This window comes from Yimella sp. cx-51, from assembly GCF_017654605.1.
Lineage (GTDB): Bacteria > Actinomycetota > Actinomycetes > Actinomycetales > Dermatophilaceae > Yimella.
Genome location: NZ_CP072113.1, coordinates 2,044,335 through 2,064,963, shown reverse-complemented (window position 1 = coordinate 2,064,963; position 20,629 = coordinate 2,044,335). Strand labels below are relative to the sequence as shown.

At 68.0% G+C, this 20,629-nt stretch carries 17 protein-coding genes and 1 riboswitch; of the genes, 16 read left to right on the top strand and 1 reads right to left on the bottom strand.

Going from position 1 to position 20,629, the window contains the following annotated elements; all coding sequences use genetic code 11:
* Nucleotides 1–21 precede the first annotated feature (21 nt).
* The 8 genes from J5M86_RS09820 to J5M86_RS09785 all read left to right on the top strand — a co-directional run bounded on the left by J5M86_RS09820 (nt 22) and on the right by J5M86_RS09785 (nt 9,225).
* Nucleotides 22–450, top strand: coding sequence for a DUF350 domain-containing protein (locus J5M86_RS09820; RefSeq protein ID WP_208965007.1), 429 nt, complete (start codon nt 22–24; stop codon nt 448–450).
* Nucleotides 434–1,978: a polyamine aminopropyltransferase gene (locus tag J5M86_RS09815; protein WP_256433472.1), complete on the top strand. Its 1,545-nt coding sequence runs from the start codon at nt 434–436 to the stop codon at nt 1,976–1,978. The genes J5M86_RS09820 and J5M86_RS09815 overlap by 17 nt, the downstream gene beginning before the upstream one ends.
* A 20-nt stretch (nt 1,979–1,998) precedes the next feature.
* Nucleotides 1,999–3,027, top strand: a complete 1,029-nt coding sequence (locus J5M86_RS09810; protein WP_370587335.1) for a rod shape-determining protein — start codon at nt 1,999–2,001, stop codon at nt 3,025–3,027.
* Nucleotides 3,028–3,051: 24 nt separating this feature from the next.
* Entirely contained in the window at nt 3,052–4,380 is a 1,329-nt protein-coding gene (locus J5M86_RS09805) for an aspartate aminotransferase family protein (protein WP_188060513.1), read from the top strand.
* A 3-nt stretch (nt 4,381–4,383) separates the two neighbouring features.
* Entirely contained in the window at nt 4,384–5,217 is an 834-nt protein-coding gene (gene mreC / locus J5M86_RS09800; protein ID WP_188060514.1) for a rod shape-determining protein MreC, read from the top strand.
* The gene (gene mreD, locus J5M86_RS09795; RefSeq protein WP_188060515.1) at nt 5,214–5,702 is read left to right on the top strand and encodes a rod shape-determining protein MreD; all 489 of its coding nucleotides are present in this window, start codon (nt 5,214–5,216) and stop codon (nt 5,700–5,702) included. The genes mreC and mreD overlap by 4 nt, the downstream gene beginning before the upstream one ends.
* Nucleotides 5,699–7,747: a penicillin-binding protein 2 gene (gene mrdA / locus J5M86_RS09790; RefSeq protein ID WP_188060516.1), complete on the top strand. Its 2,049-nt coding sequence runs from the start codon at nt 5,699–5,701 to the stop codon at nt 7,745–7,747. The genes mreD and mrdA overlap by 4 nt, the downstream gene beginning before the upstream one ends.
* 26 nt (nt 7,748–7,773) lie before the next feature.
* Nucleotides 7,774–7,897: riboswitch (cobalamin riboswitch) on the top strand.
* Between the two features lie 83 nt (nt 7,898–7,980).
* Nucleotides 7,981–9,225, top strand: coding sequence for a peptidase (locus J5M86_RS09785; RefSeq protein WP_188060517.1), 1,245 nt, complete (start codon nt 7,981–7,983; stop codon nt 9,223–9,225).
* A 351-nt stretch (nt 9,226–9,576) separates the two neighbouring features.
* Here J5M86_RS09785 and J5M86_RS09780 read toward each other — a convergent pair whose 3' ends face one another.
* Entirely contained in the window at nt 9,577–10,011 is a 435-nt protein-coding gene (locus J5M86_RS09780) for a hypothetical protein (RefSeq protein WP_188060518.1), read from the bottom strand.
* Nucleotides 10,012–10,197: 186 nt separating this feature from the next.
* On the opposite strand from J5M86_RS09780, the gene J5M86_RS09775 reads away from it, so the two are divergent.
* The 8 genes from J5M86_RS09775 to J5M86_RS09740 all read left to right on the top strand — a co-directional run bounded on the left by J5M86_RS09775 (nt 10,198) and on the right by J5M86_RS09740 (nt 20,453).
* Entirely contained in the window at nt 10,198–11,349 is a 1,152-nt protein-coding gene (locus tag J5M86_RS09775) for an energy-coupling factor transporter transmembrane component T (protein ID WP_188060519.1), read from the top strand.
* The gene (locus J5M86_RS09770) at nt 11,346–12,968 is read left to right on the top strand and encodes an ABC transporter ATP-binding protein (RefSeq protein WP_188060520.1); all 1,623 of its coding nucleotides are present in this window, start codon (nt 11,346–11,348) and stop codon (nt 12,966–12,968) included. Before J5M86_RS09775 ends, J5M86_RS09770 begins: the two co-directional genes overlap by 4 nt.
* Nucleotides 12,965–13,780 (top strand): ECF transporter S component, encoded by an 816-nt coding sequence (locus J5M86_RS09765; protein ID WP_188060521.1) that lies wholly within the window; start codon nt 12,965–12,967, stop codon nt 13,778–13,780. Before J5M86_RS09770 ends, J5M86_RS09765 begins: the two co-directional genes overlap by 4 nt.
* 10 nt (nt 13,781–13,790) lie before the next feature.
* On the top strand, nt 13,791–14,876 hold the full coding sequence (locus J5M86_RS09760; protein ID WP_188060522.1) for a hypothetical protein: 1,086 nt from the start codon (nt 13,791–13,793) through the stop codon (nt 14,874–14,876).
* Between the two features lie 61 nt (nt 14,877–14,937).
* Nucleotides 14,938–16,233 carry a hypothetical protein gene (locus J5M86_RS09755; protein ID WP_188060523.1) on the top strand — a complete coding sequence of 432 codons (1,296 nt, stop codon included), beginning with the start codon at nt 14,938–14,940 and terminating at the stop codon, nt 16,231–16,233.
* 133 nt (nt 16,234–16,366) lie between these two features.
* A complete protein-coding gene (rpsO, locus tag J5M86_RS09750) occupies nt 16,367–16,636 on the top strand; it encodes a 30S ribosomal protein S15 (RefSeq protein WP_188060524.1) in 270 nt (89 codons plus the stop codon).
* Nucleotides 16,637–16,813: 177 nt separating this feature from the next.
* A complete protein-coding gene (locus J5M86_RS09745) occupies nt 16,814–19,252 on the top strand; it encodes a polyribonucleotide nucleotidyltransferase (protein ID WP_188060525.1) in 2,439 nt (812 codons plus the stop codon).
* 160 nt (nt 19,253–19,412) lie between these two features.
* Complete coding sequence (locus J5M86_RS09740; protein WP_188060526.1) at nt 19,413–20,453, top strand: LLM class flavin-dependent oxidoreductase; 1,041 nt, start codon at nt 19,413–19,415, stop codon at nt 20,451–20,453.
* Nucleotides 20,454–20,629: the final 176 nt, after the last annotated feature.

Here is a 20,629-nt window from a genome sequence, read left to right as displayed (position 1 = left end):
CGCACCACCCACGGAGGAAAAGTGACCGCTTCAGATCTGCTGTCGGACGTCGGCTCCATCGCTGCATTCGCCGCGTTGGGCAGCGTCCTGCTGCTGGCCGGCTACGCGCTCGTCGATGTACTGACGCCCGGTAAGTTGCATGAACTCATCTGGGAACAACGCAATGTCAATGCCGCGATCCTGTTGTCCGCCAACGTGATCGCAGTCGCCATGATCGTGGTCGTGTCGATCCGCAGCTCCTACGACGGGCTCGGTGAAGGATTGATCAGCACCGCCGCTTACAGCGTCCTCGGCCTGATCTTCATGGCGATCAGCTTCGTCGCCGTCGACGCTCTGACGCCCGGCAAGCTCGGCCACCTGTTGGTCGAGCGGGAGCGCCACCCGGCGGTCTGGGTGTCGGCCAGTGCCAACCTGGCCACCGCGGCGATGATCTGTGCCGCCATCAACTGACCAACGCACGCGAGGTGCCCGCGCCCTGATCATGGGCGCGGTCTTCGTGTGTGCAGCCTGTGGGCTGGTGTACGAACTCGCGCTCGTCGCGCTCGGCTCCTATCTCTTGGGCAGCACGATCACCCAGGCCTCGATCGTGTTGTCGGTCATGGTCTTCGCGATGGGCGTCGGAGCGCTGATCTCCAAACGGCTGACCAGCCGGGCGGCGGTCAACTTCGCGGTGATCGAACTGCTGCTGGCGCTGCTGGGCGGCACGAGCGTGGTCGTGCTGTACGCGGCCTTTGCGTGGCTGTCGATGTACCAACCGATGCTGGTCGTGCTCGCGTTCGTCCTCGGTCTGCTGATCGGGGCCGAGATCCCGCTGCTCATGACGCTGCTGCAGCGGATCCGTGCCCAGGACGCCACCTCGGCGGTGGCCGACCTGTTCGCCGCCGATTACGTCGGAGCGTTGTTGGGCGGCCTGGCTTTCCCGTTCGTGCTGCTGCCGTGGTTCGGCCTGTTGCGCGGCACGCTGCTGGTCGGCGCGATCAACGCCGTCGTCGGTGTGGTGGTCTGCGCGGTGGTCTTCCGTGACGAGCTCGGCCGGGCGGCCCGCGCTGGACTGGCCTCGGGTCTGGTGGCCGTGTTGGCCGTGCTCGGCGGCCTGGGGTTCTACGCCACGCAGTTCGAACTCAGCGCGCAGCAGCAGATCTACCGCGACCCGATTGCGCTGACCAAGCGGTCGGCGTACCAGGACATCGTGCTCACCCGGAGCCTGGACGGGCAGGACGTGCGGCTCTTCCTCAACGGAGACCTGCAGTTCTCGACCCTTGACGAGTACCGCTACCACGAGGCTCTGGTGACGCCGGCCATGAACGGCCCCCGCGGGCGGGTGCTCGTTCTCGGAGGAGGGGACGGGCTCGCCGCCGCCCGCATCCTGAAATACCCCGGTGTGCAGCAGGTGACCCTGGTCGATCTCGATCCGGCCGTCGTCCAGCTGGCCCGCACCGAACCCGACTTCCTGCGGCACAACGACGACGCGATGAACGACCGCCGAATGAAGTACATCGCCGCCGATGCCTTCACCTGGCTGCGCGGGCAGCGCGACGTCTTCGATGTCATCGTGGTCGATTTCCCTGATCCGGACGACGTCGCGACCGCGAAGCTGTACTCCACCGAGATCTACGGGCTGATGCGCCGCGCGCTCGCACCCGGTGGGCGGATGGTCGTGCAGAGCGGCTCCCCGTATTTTTCGCCCAAGGCTTTCTGGACCATCGAGTCGACCCTGAAGGCGTCCGGCCTGACCAGCGTCCCGTACCACGTGGATGTGCCCAGTTTCGGCGACTGGGGCTTCCACCTGGCGCAGGTCGGCACGCCCCCGCAGCTCCGTGTGCCCGCCGACGCGCCCACCGGGAAGTTCATCGACGAGGCCGTCCTGCAAGCAGCCCGCGCGTTCCCGCCCGACCGCGCACGCCGACCGATGCCGCCCTCGACCCTGCTGCACCCCAGAATCCTGGACGCGGTCAAAGGCTCGTACCGGGGCTACTGAGCCCGGGCTACGATCGCCGGGTGACTCGCCGACTGCTGCCCACCGGGCGTGACCTCGCAGTCGACCTGGGCACCGCCAACACGATCGTCTACGAGCGCGGCAGCGGCGTCGTACTCGACGAACCTTCGATCGTCGCCCTCGAAGTCGGCACCGGCAAACTCATCGCCGCAGGCAGCAAGGCCCGCGAAATGCTCGGGCGCACGCCGGGCCATGTCGACGTCGTGCGGCCGCTGCGTGACGGGGTGATCAATGACGCCGACGTCGCCGAACGGATGCTGCGCTATTTCATCGCCCAGGTGCGGCCCTCCCGATTGCTGCGTCCGCGCATGGTGGTCTGCGTGCCGAGCGAGGTCACCGGCGTCGAGCGGCGCGCCTTGGAGGACGCCGCCACCCGCGCCGGGGCGCGCCGGGTGTACGTGATCGAGGAAGCCATGGCGGCAGCTCTGGGCGCTGACCTGCCGGTCGACGAGCCAACCGCGAGCATGGTGGTCGACATCGGTGGCGGCACCACCGACGTCGCCGTCATCAGCCTCGGCGGCATCGTGCAGGCCCGTTCGATCCGGGTGGGCGGCGACGAGATCGACGAAGCGATCGTGTCGTTCATCAAGAACGAGTACTCGCTGTTGTTGGGGGAGCGCAGCAGTGAGGACATCAAGGTCGACATCGGCTCGGCCTTCCCGTTGCGTGAAGAACTCACCATGCGGGTGCGGGGCCGAGACCTGGTGAGCGGGCTGCCCAAGACGGTCACCGTGACCTCCCAGGAAGTGCGGCGGGCGATCGACGGGCCGCTGCTGCAGATCTGCGAACTCGTCCGAGCGACCCTGGACGTGTGCCCGCCGGAACTTGCGGGTGACGTGCTCGACCACGGCATCGCCCTCACCGGCGGCGGCGCCGCACTGCGCGGAATCGACGCGCGACTGCGCCATGAACTGGGGGTGCCGGTGCGCGTCGACCCGGAGCCGCTGCGCTCGGTGGCCCGCGGTGCGGGACGATGTGTGGAGGAATTCGGCACTCTGCAAAGAGTGTTGGTAGACAGCAAGCGGTACTGATCGCTTTTCGTGAAGGGGATCTCCATGACCAAGTCCAGAGCCTACGAACTCGACCGAGCCCACGTCTTCCACTCCTGGTCGGCCCAGCGCAAGCTCGACCCGATGGTGGTCGACCGCGCCGAGGGCTCCTACGTGTGGGACGACGAGGGCAAGCGCTACCTCGACTTCACCTCGCAGTTGGTCTTCACCAACATCGGTCACCAGCACCCCAAGGTGGTCAAGGCGATCCAGGATCAGGCAGCCAAGCTGTGCACCATCGCCCCGGCGACGGCCAACGAAGCCCGCTCCGAAGCTGCCCGCCTGATTGCCGAGATCGCTCCAGGCGACATGCAGTACACCTTCTTCACCAACGCCGGCGCGGAGGCGATCGAGCACGCCATCCGGATGGCGCGCCTGCACACCGGCCGCATCAAGGTGCTGTCGCGCTACCGCAGCTACCACGGCGGCACCCAGACCGCCCTCAATGCCACAGGTGACCCGCGCCGTTGGGCCAGCGACTACGGCAACGCCGGCATCGTCCACTTCCGCGGGCCCTTCCTCTACCGCTCGGAGTTCCACGCGACTACCGAGCAGGAGGAGTGCGAGCGCGCGCTGGCTCACCTGCGCAGCACCATCGAGCTGGAGGGTCCGGCCACCATCGCCGCCATCGTGCTGGAGACCGTCCCCGGCACGGCCGGCATCATGCCGCCGCCGCAGGGTTACCTGCAGGGCGTCCGCGCACTCTGCGACGAATTCGGCATCGTCTACATCGCCGATGAGGTGATGGCCGGCTTCGGCCGCACCGGCAAGTGGTTGGCGATCGACGAGTACGGCGTCGAGCCCGACCTCATCACCTTCGCCAAGGGCATCACCTCCGGGTACGTGCCGCTCGGCGGCGTGATCGTCGGCCCGAAGGTTTTCGAGTCGTTCGCCGAGAAGCCCTACCCCGGTGGCCTCACCTACTCCGGCCACCCGCTCGCCTGCGCCACCGCGGTCGCGACGGTCAACGTCATGCGTGAGGAAGGCATGGTGGAGAACGCCGCCCGCATCGGCGAGGAGATCATCAAACCGCGCCTGGAGAAGATGGTCGGCGACCACGCCTGTCTCGGCGAGGTGCGAGGCCTGGGTGCCTTCTGGGCGCTGGAACTGGTGCGCGACAAGGAAACTCGCGAACCGCTCGCACCCTACGGCGGATCGAGCCCGGCGATGGACGCCGTGGTGGCCGAGTGCAAGAAGAACGGCCTCCTGCCCTTCGTCAACTACAACCGCATCCACGTCGTGCCTGCCCTCAACATCCCCGACGAGCAGTTGCAGGAAGGTCTGGAGACGCTCGACGCCGCGCTCTCGGTCGGCGACGCGCACGCGCAGAGCTGATCGATGGCGTTCCGGCCGCAGACCAGACGGCGATTGCTCGTCGCCGGCGTGGCCGGATGTCTGACCGTCGTGTTGATCGACCAGGCCGCACCGGGCGTCACCGCTCCGGTGCGGTCTGCTGCAGCAACTGTGTTCACCCCGGTGCAAGAGGTCCTGAGCGGTGGTGATGACACCGTCCGACGGCTGACCAAGGAGCGCGACGACGCGCGCCGGGCCCTGGGCGACAAGACCACGAACTCCACGACGCTTGCTGCGGTGCGGGCGCTTCGAGGCTCGGCAGCTGCCGACGGACGCACCTTCGTCGTCGCGCAGGTGATCGGTTTCACCCCGGGCACGACCGCCGGGCAGATGCGTCAGGTGACGATCGACGTCGGTAGTTCGGACGGAATCACCGACAACCTGACGGTGATCTCCGCCGGTGGGCTCGTGGGCCGAACGGTTGCGGTCACGAGCCATTCGGCCACCGTCCAACTGCTGACCGACCCCGCCGCGGTGGTCGGAGTGCGTGTCGGGGCCGACGGACTGCTCGGCACCGCGAGTTCCACCGCGCCGGCCGGAATCCCTTCGCGGGCAACTGGATTGCTCACCCTGCGCATCGCCGGTCTGACGCCGGCGGCGAAAGGCGACCGGGTGCGCACCCTGGGCAGCATCGACGAGACGCCATATGTGCGCGACGTCCCTGTCGGCACGGTGATCTCCGTCGACCCCGATCGTGGCCAGGGCGCACCGACCGCAGTGATCCGTCCCGATGTCGACTCGACCCGCCTCGACGTCGTCGGCGTCGTGGTGCCGGCCGATCGAGTGGGCAGTCGACCGATCGTGCGAGGCGAACGGTGATCCCGCACAGGCTCACCGTCGTCCGGGCAGTGCAACTGCTGGTGGCCGCGCTGCTCACCGTCACGGTGTTACCGGCGTGGGGCCTGCGGATCGATCTGGTGCTCGTGGTCGTCGTGGCGGTCGCCCTCCGTGCCGGATCGACGGTCGGGGCCCTGGCCGGGCTCGCCGCAGGCGTCCTGGTCGATGTGCTGCCGCCCGGGTCGACCCCGCTCGGCCTGACCGCGCTGCTCTATGCATGCGTCGGTGCTGCCTGCGGCATCCTGCAGAAATCGGTGCGCGCATCGGTGCTGCTGCCGGTGGCGGCAGTCGCGCTGTCGGCCGCGTTCATGCAGTCCATCCGGCTCGCCCTGGCCTGGCTGGAGCGCGTGCCCCTCGACGTCGCCGGAGCAGCGGCGGCCGTGCTGCTCACCGCACTGCTGGGCGCTGCCCTGGTGCCGCCGATCGTCCGGCTCGAGCACCACCTGGTCGATCGGGGGCTGGCATGAGGTGGCGCGACCGCGATTCCATCACCTATCCGCGCGGCTACCGGCCCGGAAGCCGGTCGCCCTACGCTACCCGTATCTGGGCGCTGCTGCTGGTGAGCGTGCTGATCCTCGGCACCCTGGTTGGACGACTCTTCCAACTGCAGGTGGTCGACGGCCCCGCAATGAGGGCCGCGGCCCAGCAGATCAACACCCGCACCATCGATGCCGCCGCCACGCGCGGTCGCATCCTGGCTGCTGACGGCACCGCGCTGGTCACCAACGGGTCGACCTCGGTGCTCACCGTCGACCCGACCGTGCTGGCCGACAGCCCGGACGGCGGACGAGCGGTGTTCACCCGCGTCCAGCAACTCGTCGGCGGTGATCTGGAGCAGATGCTTGCTCGCACCAAACCGTGCGGCAGCCGCGGTGCGCCGCCGCCTCCGGTCTGCAATGCGCTCAGCCCGGTCGAGCCGATCCCGGTGCTGAGCAACGTCGATCCAGGGCTGTCGATGACCCTGCTCGAGCGTCCGGAAGATTTCCCCGGCATCGCCGTCCAGCAACAGCAGGTGCGCCGTTTCCCGGCTCCCAGCGGAGTGAACGCAGCACAACTGATCGGTTATCTCGGGCGCACCAACTCCGGTGATCTGCAACGGGATTCGTCGTTGCGCGCCACCGATGTGGTTGGCCGAGGGGGTCTGGAGCTGCAGTACGACCGCACGCTGCGCGGCACCCCCGGACGCACCGTGCTTGCGGTCGATGCTCGCGGGCTCCCGGTGCGCACAGTGTCGACGCAAGCCTCCGTGCCGGGGCACGACCTGATCACCCACCTCGATGTGCCGGTGCAGCGCGCCGCCGAATCGGCGCTTTCGGCGACGATCGGCCGCCTGCGCGCGGCCAAGAAGCCGGCCACCGGTGGCGCGGCGGTGGTGCTGGACGCCTCCTCGGGCGCCGTCGTGGCGATGGCCAGCAACCCTAGTTACGACCCGATCGTGTGGACGGGTGGGATCAGCGCTCGCGATTACACGTCCCTCACCAGTGCGTCGGCGGGCAACCCGTTGCTCAACAGAACGATCGGCGGACTCCAGCCCCCGGCGTCCACCTTCAAGGTGGTCAGCATGCCGGCGGCCGTTGCGAACGGTGTCGATCCGCGCGGCAAGTACGAGTGCTCCTCCAGCCTCATGGTGGGCAGCCGCGTCTTCAAGAACTTCGAATCGGCGGCCTACGGCCTGATCGACCTACCCACGGCACTCGAGGTTTCCTGCGACACCGTCTTCTACCGGTGGGCCTACGCGCAATGGATCGCCGAGGGCGGCATTGGCGCTGACAAGGCGACGCCCAGTTCCTTCGTGGAGCAGACCCGCGCCTTCGGCTTCGGGGCAAAAAGCGGTGTCGACCTACCCGGTGAAGCCGCCGGTGTGGTGCCCAGCCGCGCCTGGAAGCACAACCGTTGGCAGCAGACGAAGGCCGCGATGTGCCGCCGGGCCCAGAACGGCTATCCGGAGGTGAAGGACAAGGCGCAAGCCGCCTACTTCACCCAGCTCGCGCAGGAGAACTGCAAGTACGGCTACCAGTGGCAGGCCGGTGACGCCGTGAACTTCTCGATCGGTCAGGGCGATCTGCTCGTCTCGCCGCTGCAGACCGCCGTCGCGTACGCGTCGCTGGCCAACGGCGGCACCCTCTGGCAGCCCCAGGTGGTGGGCGCGACCCGCTCGGCGGACGGCTCGTCGCAGCGCAAGATCAGCCCCAAGCGCGCCGGGACGGTGCAGCTGTCCGCGGCCACCCGCACCGCCATCACCGACGGACTACGGCGGGTGGTCACCGAGCCCAGCGGCACGGCGTCCAGTGTCTTCGCCGGCTTTCCGGCCACCTACCCGATCTCCGGCAAAACCGGCACGGCGGAGGTCTACGGCAAGGACACCACTGCGTGGTTCGCCTCGTACGGTCCGAAACTGGCGTCCGGCAAGCAGTACGTCGTCGTGGTGATGATCGAGCAGGGCGGGCTCGGCGGAGAAGCTGCGGCTCCCGCGGCACGGCTGATCTGGGACGTCTTGCGCACTCGTCCATGAATCCATGAACAGGTCCGGGGTCGTGCCCGCGGGGCGGTACAGTGAGCCTCGCATCATGAGGGGAAAGCCGGTCCGATTCCGGCGCTGACCCGCAACCGTAGGTTCCTCGGGAGAGGAACGAGCCGGACTGCTCTCGCAGATGCAGCTCATCACCCCCGTCGAGGTCTGCGGGCGAGCGCCGCTCCTTCTTCGAAGGTCGGTGCCGCACAGCGGCCCGTAATGGAAGAAGGACCATGACCCTCAACACCACCTCCCGTGCGGGTATCGCGGGTGCCGCGGCACTGCTGACCCTCGTCGGCACGAGCAGCGGCGCGCACGCCGCCACCGCTCCCGACGACGCCGCCTCGGCCTACGTCGCGAGCCAGCTGGCTGCCGACGGCAACCACCTCAGCGTCACCTTCGACGGTCAGACCTACGCCGACAACGGCCTCACCATCGACGCCGTCCTGGGCCTGTCGGCCGCTGGCGTCGCCGGTGCGCAGGTGAGCAAGTCGGCCGCGTGGCTGGCTGCCAACAGCGCCTTCTACACCGGCTCGTCCGCCGAGGGCTACGCCGGCGCGACCGCCAAGCAGATCGTCATGCTGCAGGCCACCGGCGGCTCGACCAGCGCACTGCTGACCCAGCTCAAGGGCTTCGAGCAGCCCAGCGGCCGCTTCAGCGACAAGTCGGAGTGGGGCGACTACTCCAACACCGTCGGCCAGTCGTGGGCTCTCATCGCGCTCAAGCGCAGCGGCGGTGCCGTCTCGACCAAGGCGATCGACTTCCTGGCAGCACAGCAGTGCTCCGACGGTGGTTTCCGTCTGGAGTTCGGCGCCTCGACCTGCGTCAGCGACCCGGACGCGACCTCGATGGCGATCCAGGCGCTCGCGGCCAACGGTCGTAGCGCTGCGGTGACGAAGGCAGGCGAATACCTTGCCGGCCAACAGGTGGCCTCCGGTGGAGTGCGCGGGGGAGCGTCCACGGCCAGCCCGAACACCAACAGCGCCGGCCTGGCGGCCGTCGCGTTCACTCTCGCGGGCAAGCCGGCCAATGCCGCGCGCGCCACGGCATTCGTGCAGTCCTTGCAGTTCGGTTGCTCGGCCCCGGCAGCTCTTCGCGGTGCCATCGCCTACGACAAGAGCTCGTTCGACGCCCAAGTCGCAGCGGGCGCATCGGCCAAGCCCAGCGACAAGGAGAACCGAGCCACCCCGCAGGCGATGCTCGCGTTCTCGCTGAAGCCGTACCTCGCGATCACCGCCGGTGGATCGGCTGCCGTTCCCGCGATCGACTGCGCAACGACGCCCACCTCGACGCCGACTCCCACGTCGACGACGTCCACCACCGCGAGCCCGACCACGACCTCGACGGTTTCCGGTCCGGCAGTGGTCACCGACGGCCCGACCGGCTCGGGTGACAACCTGAGCCTGCTGGTCGGTGCCGGTGCAGTGTTCGCCTCGATGGGTGCAGGAGCAGTTGCCCTTGGCCGTCGTTTGCGCTGATCCTCAGTTTGAAGGTGGCCTCCGGCGCGCTCTGCTGCGCGTGTTGGCGGTCATCGGCCTGACGCTCGGCGTGGTCGGTTTCGCACCGGCCACGCCGAGCCAGGCCGCCGGCTGCAACGGTGTGACCGTCGTGGTCGGCTCCAGCGTGCGGTGCGCGCCAGGGTCGTACAGCTCGGCGCTCGCAGCGCTGCGCGCTGCCGGTCATTCACCTGAGCGCGCGCAGTTGCAGCCTGGCTACTTCTTGTGCCGCATCGACGGGGTGCCCTCGAAGTCGGCAGATCCGTGCATGCGCACCTCACCCTCCAGCGCGTACTGGGCCTTCTACACCGGACGCCCGGGGCAGGGCTGGACCTACGCCTCGACGGGTGTTGCTACCCAATCTGCTCCGGCCGGAAGCTGGATCGGTTTCGCTTTCGGTGCGGGTGCTCGTCCGGCAGTGCAGCCCACTGCGCCGCCGACACCTAAGCCAACCGCTACGGCCACGCCGACGCCCACCAGCACGCCGAAGCCGCCGACCAGTCCGCGGCCGACGACCTCTCCGAAGCCTTCGGCGACCGCGACGTCGACCGCGACCACTCCGGGTGCGCGACCGTCGTCCACGTCGGCCAGACCGGGTAGCACCACGTCCGCCGGCGCATCACCCACCTCCTCCGGTGCCGCGTCGTCAGCAGCGGGGAGCGCGGCGGCAAGCGCGTCGGGGGCAAGTGCATCGAAATCTTCGTCAGCGGGTGCTTCGTCCGCAGCCGGCAAGTCCTCGTCCGCAGCGCCGACCGGTAGCTCATCCACGTCGGCGACCGGCTCCAGCGCAACTGAACCGACACAGAGCGCGCACGAGACGGACGTCGCTGCGGCCCAACCAGATGGATCCGGCAGCGGCGGTGGCACCAACCTCGGCCTCATCGTGGGCGCAGGGTCGATCGGTCTGCTTGCGGCGGGAGCCGGTGTGGCTGCGATGCGCCGTCGTCCGCAGGAGTGACTTCGCCGGGTTGGTCATCGGCCTGGGCGCCACGTTTCGTGCACCCGGGTGCGTGGTGGCTGTGGGCGTGCTGTCTCGGCGCCGCGGTCACCCAGACCACCAACCCGGTGCTGCTGGCGCTGGCGCTCGCGGTGGTCGTGTTCGTGGTCGTCTCGCGCCGACCCGATGCACCCTGGGCGAGGTCGTTCAAGATGTACGCCTGGCTCGGCCTTTTCGTCGTAGTGACACGAGTACTGCTGTTCGTGCTGATCGGCGCGAAGACCGGCCCGACGGTGCTGGTCACGTTGCCGACCGTAGACCTTCCCGAGTGGGCCGCCGGCATTCAACTGCTGGGCCCGATCCCGCTGGAGGATCTGATCGCGGCTGCCTGCGAAGGTCTGCGGCTGGCGACCATGATCATCTGCTTCGGGGCTGCGAACGTCCTGGCCAATCCGCGCCGTCTGCTGCGGGCGCTGCCCGCGGCGGTGCGTGATATCGGCACCGCCGTCGTCATCGCGTTGACCGCTGTGCCACAACTCGCGGAGAGTGCCGCGCGGGTGGCGCGCGCTCGCGAACTGCGCGGCACCTCGGTGCGCGGCGTGCGGGCTGTGCTGCACATCGGCCTGCCGGTGCTGCATGACACCCTCGACCGGTCGCTGATGCTCGCGGCGTCCATGGATTCACGTGGTTTCGGCACCCGCACCGCGGTCAGCACCCGCGACCGGCGGCTGATCGGCGCGCTGTCGCTGGCGGGCCTGATGACCGTGTGCGTCGGGCTGTACGGACTGCTCGGCGACGACGAGGGCAAGGGCATCCCGGCGTGGGCGGTGCTGGTGACCGTCCTTGGTCTCCTGCTGGGCGGGCTCAGCGTGTGGTGGGGCGGGCGTCGGGTGCCCCGCTCCACCTACCGGCCCGATCCCTGGCGTTCCCCCGAGACCCTTGTCGCGCTGTGCGGGCTGATTGCCGTCGTCGGCATGATCACGGCGTTCTCACGCGATGCGGCTGCCGCAGGTATGCCCACCGAACCGCTCGCCGTGCCACAGGTGCCGGTGTTCGCCGTCCTTGCACTACTGGTCGCGGCTCTGCCTGCGCTGGTGACCCCGGCCCTGCCACCCAAACCTCGGCGCCTGACGGTGCGGACGACGACGATCGCCGAAGGAGCGAAATGACAAGCGGCGCAATCGAGTTCGAGGATGTGACGATCACCTACGCGGGGGAGCAGCGGCCTGCGGTGAGTGGGGTCGACTTTGCTCTCGAACAGGGTGAACTCGCCGTGCTCGTCGGACGCACCGGGTCAGGCAAGTCGACCGTGCTGGGAGCGATCAACGGCCTGGTGCCGCATTTCACCGGGGGACTGCTCGAAGGGCATGTGCGGGTGCACGGCCGCGACACCCGCGACCACCTCCCACGCGAGATGGCCGATCTGGTCGGGTATGTCGGTCAGGACCCCCTCGCCGGTTTCGTCACCGACACCGTCGAGCAAGAACTCGCGTACGGCATGGAACAGTTCGGCATCGCGCCGGCGGTGATGCGCAAGCGGGTGGAGGAGACGCTCGATCTGCTCGGTATCGCCGACCTGCGACACATGGCGCTGCGTGATCTTTCCGGCGGTCAGCAGCAACGGGTTGCGATCGGCAGCGTGCTGACCCTGCAGCCGCAGGTGCTCGTGCTCGACGAACCGACGTCGGCGCTCGACCCCACCGGCGCCGAGGAAGTGTTGGCCACCATCACACGTCTGGTGCACGACCTGTCGGTGACCGTCGTCATGGCCGAGCACCGCATCGAACGTGTTCTGCAGTACGCCGACACCCTCATCCACGTCGCTCGGGACGGCCTCGTCGAGGTCGGCACCCCGGCCGAGATCATGCAGACGGCCACGGTTGCTCCTCCGGTCGTCGTGCTCGGTCGCGACCAGGGCTGGATGCCGCTGCCACTGTCTGTGCGCGATGCCAGGCGACGGGCGCGCAGCCTGCATGCCGAACTCGAAGCCCGACCCATTCCTGCCGATGAACCAGCTACTGGCCCGGTTGCGCTGCAGGCCAAGGGGATTCGAGTCAACTACGATGTCTTCACTGCGGTCCGTGATGTTGACATGACGCTGCAGGGCGGTGTGGTCAGCGCCCTGATGGGCCGCAACGGGTCGGGCAAGTCGTCCCTGATGTGGGCGCTGCAGGGAGCGGTGAAGCCAACCGCGGGGAGGGTGACCGTGACGACGGACGGCACCCAGGTGCGCCCGGGCGACCTGTCAGCACCGTTGCGCCGCAAGCATGTCGGTCTCGTACCGCAGTCGGCCGGCGACCTGCTCTACCTCGACACGGTCGCCGCAGAGTGCGCACAGGCCGACGTCGAGAGTGGCGCCGAGCCAGGCACGTGCGAGGGTCTGCTGCTGGAGATGGTGCCCGACATCGTCCTCGACCGGCATCCGCGCGACCTGTCAGAAGGGCAGCGTCTGGCAGTGGTGCTCGCCGTTCAGCTGACCGCTCGGCCGAGCGTCGTGCTGCTGGACGAGCCCACCCGTGGCCTCGACTACGCCGCCAAGGCTGCGCTGCGCCGCACCCTCCACGCGTGTGCCAGCCGCGGCCAGGCCGTGCTCGTCTCCAGCCATGACGTCGAATTCGTGGCCGAGACCGCCGACGAGGTCGTCTTCATGGCCGACGGTGATGTCGTGGCGAGCGGCACCACCGCCCAGGTGCTTCTGGGTTCACCGGCGTTCGCCCCGCAGGTGGCCAAGATTCTGGCGCCGTTGCCGCTGCTCACCGTCGACCAGGTGCGGGCGGCGCGCTCATGACTACTTTCGCGACGGCGGCTCCCGCCCGCGCGATACCCCTGCGGCCCCGATCGGCTGCCGCGATCCTGTTGGTGAGCCTCATCGGCGTCGCGGGCTTCGCGTGGCCGCTCTTCGTCGACCCGGACGCCGGCATCAGTTCGCACACAACGGACGCCCCACTGTTGTTCGCACTGATGCTGCCGCTGTTGTTGCTCGTGGTGTTGTCGGAGCTCAGCGAGGGCGGGATCGATTCGAAGGCGATCGCGATGCTCGGGGTGCTCTCGGCCGTCGATGCCATGCTGCGTCCGCTGGGTGCGGGCACCGGGGGCATCGAGGTGATGTTCTTCCTGCTGATCCTGGCCGGCCGGGTCTTCGGTGCCGGCTTCGGTTTCGTGCTGGGCTGCACCAGCATGTTCGCTTCAGCCGTGCTCACAGCTGGCATCGGGCCGTGGCTGCCCTTCCAGATGCTCGGCGCCGGGTGGGTGGCCCTCGGTGCCGGGCTGCTCCCGCGGGTGCGCGGGCGCGCCGAGATCGTGCTTCTCATCGGCTACGGGATCATCGCGAGCCTGCTGTACGGGTGGGTGCTCAACTTCTGGTTCTGGCCGCTCGGCACCAGCGGCGAACCCGCCATCTCCGTCGTGCCCGGTGGTCCGCTGCTGACCAACCTGAAGCACTTCCTCGCCTTCAACCTCGCCACCTCGCTCGGCTGGGACCTCGGCCGCGCGATCACCACCGCCGTCCTCATCGCTCTCACCGGGCGTCCGATTCTGCTCACGCTGCGTCGCGCGTCGCGTAAGGCAGCTTTCGGGCAGCGCCGGGCGGCTGACGCGTAGCCTCCCCGTCATGACCGCGCGTTTCGACCTTCCCCGGGACAAATATTCGGACCCGGCAGCGGTCGAAGCTGAACTCGCCCGCGGCGCCGACCTGTTCGCCGATGACGCGATCTTCTGGTTGGTCATGTGGGGTTCCCCGCAGACGTTGGCGCTCGCCCTACCTTTCGTAGAAGACATCGATCGTTTCGGTAGCGAGGTCGGTGAAGGCCGCACCTTGCTCTGGACCGCGCTGTTCGCGGGCAAGCACGAAATGGCAGCGATGCTGCACGATGCCGGGGCTGATCCGTGGCTCGATCAGATGGGTGGCTGGTCACCGGGCCGTCTCGCGCTCGCTGGACCGGCGCCCGATCTGTTCGACACTCCACCTGAAAGAGTCGGGCTGACGCGGGCCGAGATCGAACTCATTGACTCTGCTGCCCGGAGCACGCCCGCCTGCACGGCGCTGGCCGACGCTCAAGGGTGGAGCCTTTGTGCGGTGGCGTGTATCGACAGTGCCGAGGCGCTCCGCCGGCTACAGGCAATCCCGGCCGAAGACCTTCCCGACGATCCGAGGGACTGGCCGACGGCGATGGACGGACGACCCCTGGTCGTCGCCCACGAAACGTCGGGCGGATGTCTGTTGCTGCACCCCTGTTCCTTCGAGGCGTCCATGCCGGGGGTGCTGTGCCGGGTGGCATCCGACACTCGGGCGTACGCGGTCTTCGACAACGCGGCCAGAGGTCGGCAGGCAGTCATGCCGAGGACGGAGTGCTGCAAGGGTGGGATCTGTCGCCGGGCGGGATGCCATGGTCTGGCCAACACTCCAGCCAGATCCTCGTGTCTTATCTCGCGTCCCACTGTGGGCCGGCGAGTGCCGCTGTCGCGCAAGCCTGCTGGACAGCCGGTGTCTTCCCGCCCGATCCCACCGATTTCCTCGAGCCGTACCGCACCGTCGCACACCTTCCGGAAGACATCGACTGGTGGACGGACGGCGTGCAGCACGGTGCAGACAGTCGAGTGGGGCGAACCCGCTGGTGAGGCACTTCAGTCATCGCCGTTGAGCGAGTCCGAACAGCTGGAGCATTCCGTTCGTCGTCCTGCGCGGTTACCCTCGTGAGAGCGAGGGCCAGACGAGCACGTCGGGACGTCCCAATGTTGGTCCGCGAGGGAGAGCCGTCATGAAGATGCCACGATCCTTAATTGTCATCCCGACATCAATGCTCGCTGCGGCCGTGGCGACCTCCGGCACCGCACAAGCGCAGACTCCTCCCGCAACGGCGGCTGCGACGTTCATCGCGACGCAGTTCGCAACCGGAGGAGACCACTTCCCGACGTCTGATCCACGGGGATACGGGTACACCACCCAAGGGGTCATTGCCCTGGCGAGTGCAGGAACCGCACAAGCGCAGATGCGAGCGGCTGCAGACCACCTCATTGCATCGACCCGCGAGACTTTCCGCCCGTACGGTCTGCCCTTTTCGGTCATGGCCCTCGCTCAGCACATCGTCATGCTCAAGGCAGTCGGACTCGATCCGCGGGCTCAGCACGGTGTCGACCAGGTGGCCTTGTTGCAGGGCCTGGAGTATCCGGAGGGTCGTTTCCACGACCTCAACCCGAACGGCAACTACGCCCAGACATACGACCAGGTGTGGTCGATGCTGGCGCTGCGTCGCGCCGGAGCGCCGGTGTCGACCAAGGCTGTCAATCATCTGATGGGGCAGCAATGCGCTGACGGCGGTTTTCGGCTCGAACCGGATGCCCCCGATTGCGTGAGTGACGCGAACACCACGGCCCTGGCGGCTCAGTTCTTCGCTGCGACTGGCCGCTCCGCCGACCTCACCAAGACCGTCGATTTCCTTGCCGCAGCACAAGACAGCACCGGCGGTGTGCCGGGCACGACAACCGGCGTGAACACCGCCACCACAGGATTGGCAGCAGTTGCGTTCACCCTCGCTGGTCGCTCCGACAACGCAGCGCGGGCCGCCGCCTATGTGCGGTCGTTGCAGTTCGGATGCTCGGCGCCGCCGGCGATGCGTGGAGCGATCGCCACTGACAAGACGTCCTTCGACGCGCAGATGGCAAAGGGCGCCGCCGCGACACCAACCGTCGGTGAGTACGAGGGAACCAGCCTGGGCATCCACGCTCTCACCGGTCAAGGGTTGCTTGAGGTCTCCGCCCACGGAGCAGACCAGACGATCGCAATCGCCTGCGCCACCTCCACCAGCAACACCGCTTCCTCGACGTCCACTGCATCCGCGACGTCGCAAACATCGGCAACCAGTGGCACCGCGTCATCCACTGGCACCGGGTCGGCCAGCACCAGCACTTCTGATGTCACCGGCCCGCCGGTCGTCACCGACGGGGGTAGCTCCGGCGGTGCCGATCCCGCCGTCCTGATGCTGGCGGCAGGCGGACTGGCCGTAGTCGGCATCGGTGGCGCGGCGGCAGGAGTGCGCGGCGGTCGTCGGCGTTGACGCGAATTAGGTCACTCGACCGACGCGCTGATATCTTTGGGGTCGCCGTGCAATCGGCCGCGGATCAAGAGCGCCCTGGTGGAAATGCCCAGGAGCACCGCGCAACGAAAAGACGAAAGGGAGTCGCCGCAACATGCCACTCACCACCGCCCGCAAGGCCGAGATCATTGCCGAATACGGCACTGGCGAAGGCGACACCGGTTCGCCCGAGGTGCAGGTCGCACTACTGACCGAGCGCATCCGCGAGCTCACCGAACACTCGCGCCAGCACCCGCACGACCACCACAGCCGTCGTGGTCTGCTGCTCCTGGTCGGTCAGCGCAAGCGTCTGCTGCGTTACCTCGAGGACATCGACGTCGAGCGTTACCGTTCGCTGATCAAGCGTCTGGGCCTGCGTCGATAATTGAAGACTTGCGTTGATGGGGCGATTCACCTGCGGGTGGGTCGCCTTGTCGCGTAGGAGGGAATCGCCCGCCGCGTAGGACGTACCGAATGCGTCACGTGGCCCGGTTCCCTTGAGAAGGAAACCCGTTCGCACACAACGACGATGTGCGACGAGATTGAAGAACAGGAGGGCCCAATGGAGGGTCCAGAGATCACTTTCGCCGAAGCTGTCATCGACAACGGCAGGTTCGGCACGCGTACGGTCCGATTCGAGACCGGACGTCTGGCCAAGCAGGCCGCCGGTGCCGTCATGTGTTACCTCGACGACGACACCACCCTGCTCGCGACCACGGCCGCGGGCAAGCAACCCAAGGACCAGTTCGACTTCTTCCCCCTGACGGTCGACGTCGAGGAGCGCATGTACGCCGCGGGCAAGATCCCGGGCAGCTTCTTCCGTCGTGAAGGTCGTCCCTCGACCGACGCGATCCTCACCTGCCGCCTGATCGACCGCCCGCTGCGCCCAGCCTTCGTCAAGGGTCTGCGCAACGAGGTGCAGGTCGTCATCACGGTGCTGTCGCTCAACCCCGACCACCAGTACGACGTGCTGGCGATCAACGGCGCCTCGGCAGCGACGCAGATCTCCGGTCTGCCTTTCTCCGGCCCGATCGGTGCCACCCGCGTCTCGCTGATCGACGGTCAGTGGGTTGCGTTCCCCAACTTCTCCGACATCGAGCGCTCGGTCTTCGACATGGTCGTTGCCGGTCGCGTGGTCGGTGACGACGTCGCGATCATGATGGTCGAGGCCGAGTCGACCGAGTCCACCTGGGACCTCGTCAACCACCAGGGCGCCGGCGCCCCGACCGAAGAGGTCGTCGCGCAGGGCCTGGAGGCCGCCAAGGGCTTCATCCGCACTCTGTGTGAAGCGCAGTCCGAGCTGGCCGGCCAGGCTGCCAAGGAGGTGCAGGAGTTCCCGCTGTTCCTGGACTACCAGGACGACGCGTACGCCGCCGTCGAGCAGGCCGGCAAGTCCGACACCGCCGCCGCCATGCAGATCGGTGACAAGCAGGAGCGCGAGTCGCGCCTCGACGAGCTCAAGGACTCCCTCAAGGCCGACCTGGCCGGCGAAGGCCGTCCGTTCGAAGGCCGCGAGAAGGAGATCTCGGCTGCCTTCCGTTCGCTGCAGAAGGCGCTCGTCCGCGAGACCATCCTGCGCGACAAGGTGCGCATCGACGGCCGTGGCCCCAAGGACATCCGCGCCCTCTCCGCAGAGGTCGAGGTGCTCCCGCGCGTCCACGGTTCGGCGATCTTCGAGCGCGGCGAAACCCAGATCATGGGTGTCACCACGCTGAACATGCTGCGCATGGAGCAGCAGCTCGACACCCTTTCGCCGGTGACGCGCAAGCGCTACATGCACAACTACAACTTCCCGCCGTACTCCACCGGTGAGACCGGCCGCGTGGGTTCGCCCAAGCGTCGCGAGATCGGCCACGGCGCCCTGGCCGAGCGTGCGCTCATGCCGGTGCTGCCGACGCGCGAGGAGTTCCCGTACGCCATCCGTCAGGTCTCCGAGGCGCTGAGCTCCAACGGATCCACCTCGATGGGATCGGTCTGCGCGTCCACCCTCTCGCTGCTGAACGCCGGTGTGCCGCTGCGCGCCCCGGTCGCCGGCATCGCGATGGGCCTGGTGTCGGCCGAGGTCGACGGGCAGGTGCAGTACGCCGCCCTGACCGACATCCTCGGAGCCGAGGACGCCTTCGGCGACATGGACTTCAAGGTCGCCGGTACGCGGGACTTCGTCACCGCCATCCAGCTCGACACCAAGCTCGACGGCATCCCCGCCGACGTGCTGGCGGGCGCGCTGACCCAGGCTCGTGACGCCCGTCTGCACATCCTCGATGTGATGAACGAGGCGATCGACGCTCCCGACGAGATGTCGCCGTTCGCTCCGCGCGTCATCGCGGTGAAGGTGCCGGTCGACAAGATCGGTGAGGTCATCGGCCCCAAGGGCAAGATGATCAACCAGATCCAGGAAGACACCGGCGCCGACATCTCGATCGAGGACGACGGCACCGTCTACATCGGCGCCACCGATGGTCCGTCGGCCGAGGCCGCGCGCGCGGCGATCAACGCGATCGCCAACCCGCAGATGCCCGAGGTCGGCGAGCGCTTCCTGGGCACGGTCGTCAAGACGACCACCTTCGGCGCGTTCGTGTCGTTGCTCCCGGGCAAGGACGGACTGCTGCACATCTCCGAGGTGCGCAAGCTCGTCGGTGGCAAGCGGATCGACGCCGTCGAAGACGTCCTGAAGATCGGCCAGAAGGTGCAGGTCGAACTCAAGGAGATCGACCCGCGCGGCAAGCTCTCGCTCGCCGTGGTCGAGGAGGCCGGTTCCGGTGACTCCGCCGAGTCGTCCACCGAGAGCCCGCAGGCGCCCGCAGCCGCCACCGGTCCGGTGGCTGAGGCTCCGGCGTCCGACGAAGCCGGTTCGCCGGACGCTGCCGAGGCCAAGGACGCCGACTCCGACGGTGAAGGCGCTCCGCGTCGTCGTCGTCGCGGTGGCCGCGGCCGTGGTCGCAAGAACGGTGAGGGCGACTCGACCGACAACGGTGCTGAGGACAACTCCGACTCGGAGTGACCTCGAGTGCTCAAGCGAGGGCCGTCGATCCGAATGGATCGGCGGCCCTTCCGCATTTTTCGTGCACACCGCTGAGCCGTGTGCAGCGCGGTGTCACCATGGCGTTCACCCCCGTACGCCGTTGCGGAATAAGTCGACGAAGAGAGTAGTTGATGCGTCCATGAAAGCATTCGGATTCCTGAGTTTCGGCCATTACGCGCCGCAGGGCTATGACGCCAAGGCCATGCTGCAGCAGGCCGTCGAACTCGGCGTGGGTGCCGACGAGATCGGCGTCAACGGCGCGTACTTCCGCGTCCACCACTTCGCTCGACAGGCCGCGGCACCGATGCCGCTGCTCAGCGCGATCGCCGCGCGCACCAAGGGCATCGAGGTGGGCACCGGCGTGATCGACATGCGATACGAGAACCCGCTGCATCTCGCCGAGGAGGCCGCTGCGCTCGACCTGCTGTCTGACGGACGAGTGGCGCTCGGGGTGAGCCGTGGTTCACCAGAGCCGGCACTGCGCGGCTGGGAGGCCTTCGGCTACACCGGCTCGACCGATCCCCGTGGCGCCGATATCGCGCGTCCGAAGTTCGATCGGTTCATGGACGCCGTGCGTGGCGTTCCGCTGGCGGACGCCGACCCGGCGCAGTTCGGACCGGGGCAGAAGCTGAGCGTGGAGCCGCACTCACCGTCGCTGGAGCGGCACATCTGGTGGGGAGCGGGCACCCGCGACACCGCTGAATGGGCTGCTCGACAGGGGGTCAACCTGATGAGCTCGACGCTGCTCACCGAGGCCACCGGTCAAGCATTCGCTGACCTGCAGGCCGAGCAGATCGACCGATATCGCGCCGCGTGGAAGGAAGCCGGTCACGACTGGACGCCGCGAGTTTCGGTGAGCCGCAGCGTCTTCCCGATCATGAACGCCCAGGACCAGATGTACTTCGGCCTGCGATCGGGCGAGAACGCCGACCAGATCGGCGTCATCGACGGGTTCCGCTCGACCTTCGGCAAGACACATGCCGCCGAGCCGGACGAACTGGTGCGCCAGCTCGAGGAGGACGCCGCCGTCATGTCGGCCGACACCCTGATGCTCACCATCCCGGCTCAGCTGGGTGTGGAGTACAACCTGCACCTGCTCGAATCCTTCGCCAACCACGTGGCGCCGGAACTGGGATGGGAGCCGAACAGCGACGGTCCCGTCACCGGCTACGAGCTCTGAGCCGCACGGCAGGAACGCCCTCATATCGAGAAACGCCCGCGTCATGACGTGGGCGTTTCTCGATATGAGGGCGGGAAGGCTCGCCCGGGGTAAGTCGGGTTCAACACCCGATCGATCCCGCTCATCTGTCGAAACACCGGGCGCAGAATGGTCGCGTGGCTCTACATTTTTTCGGT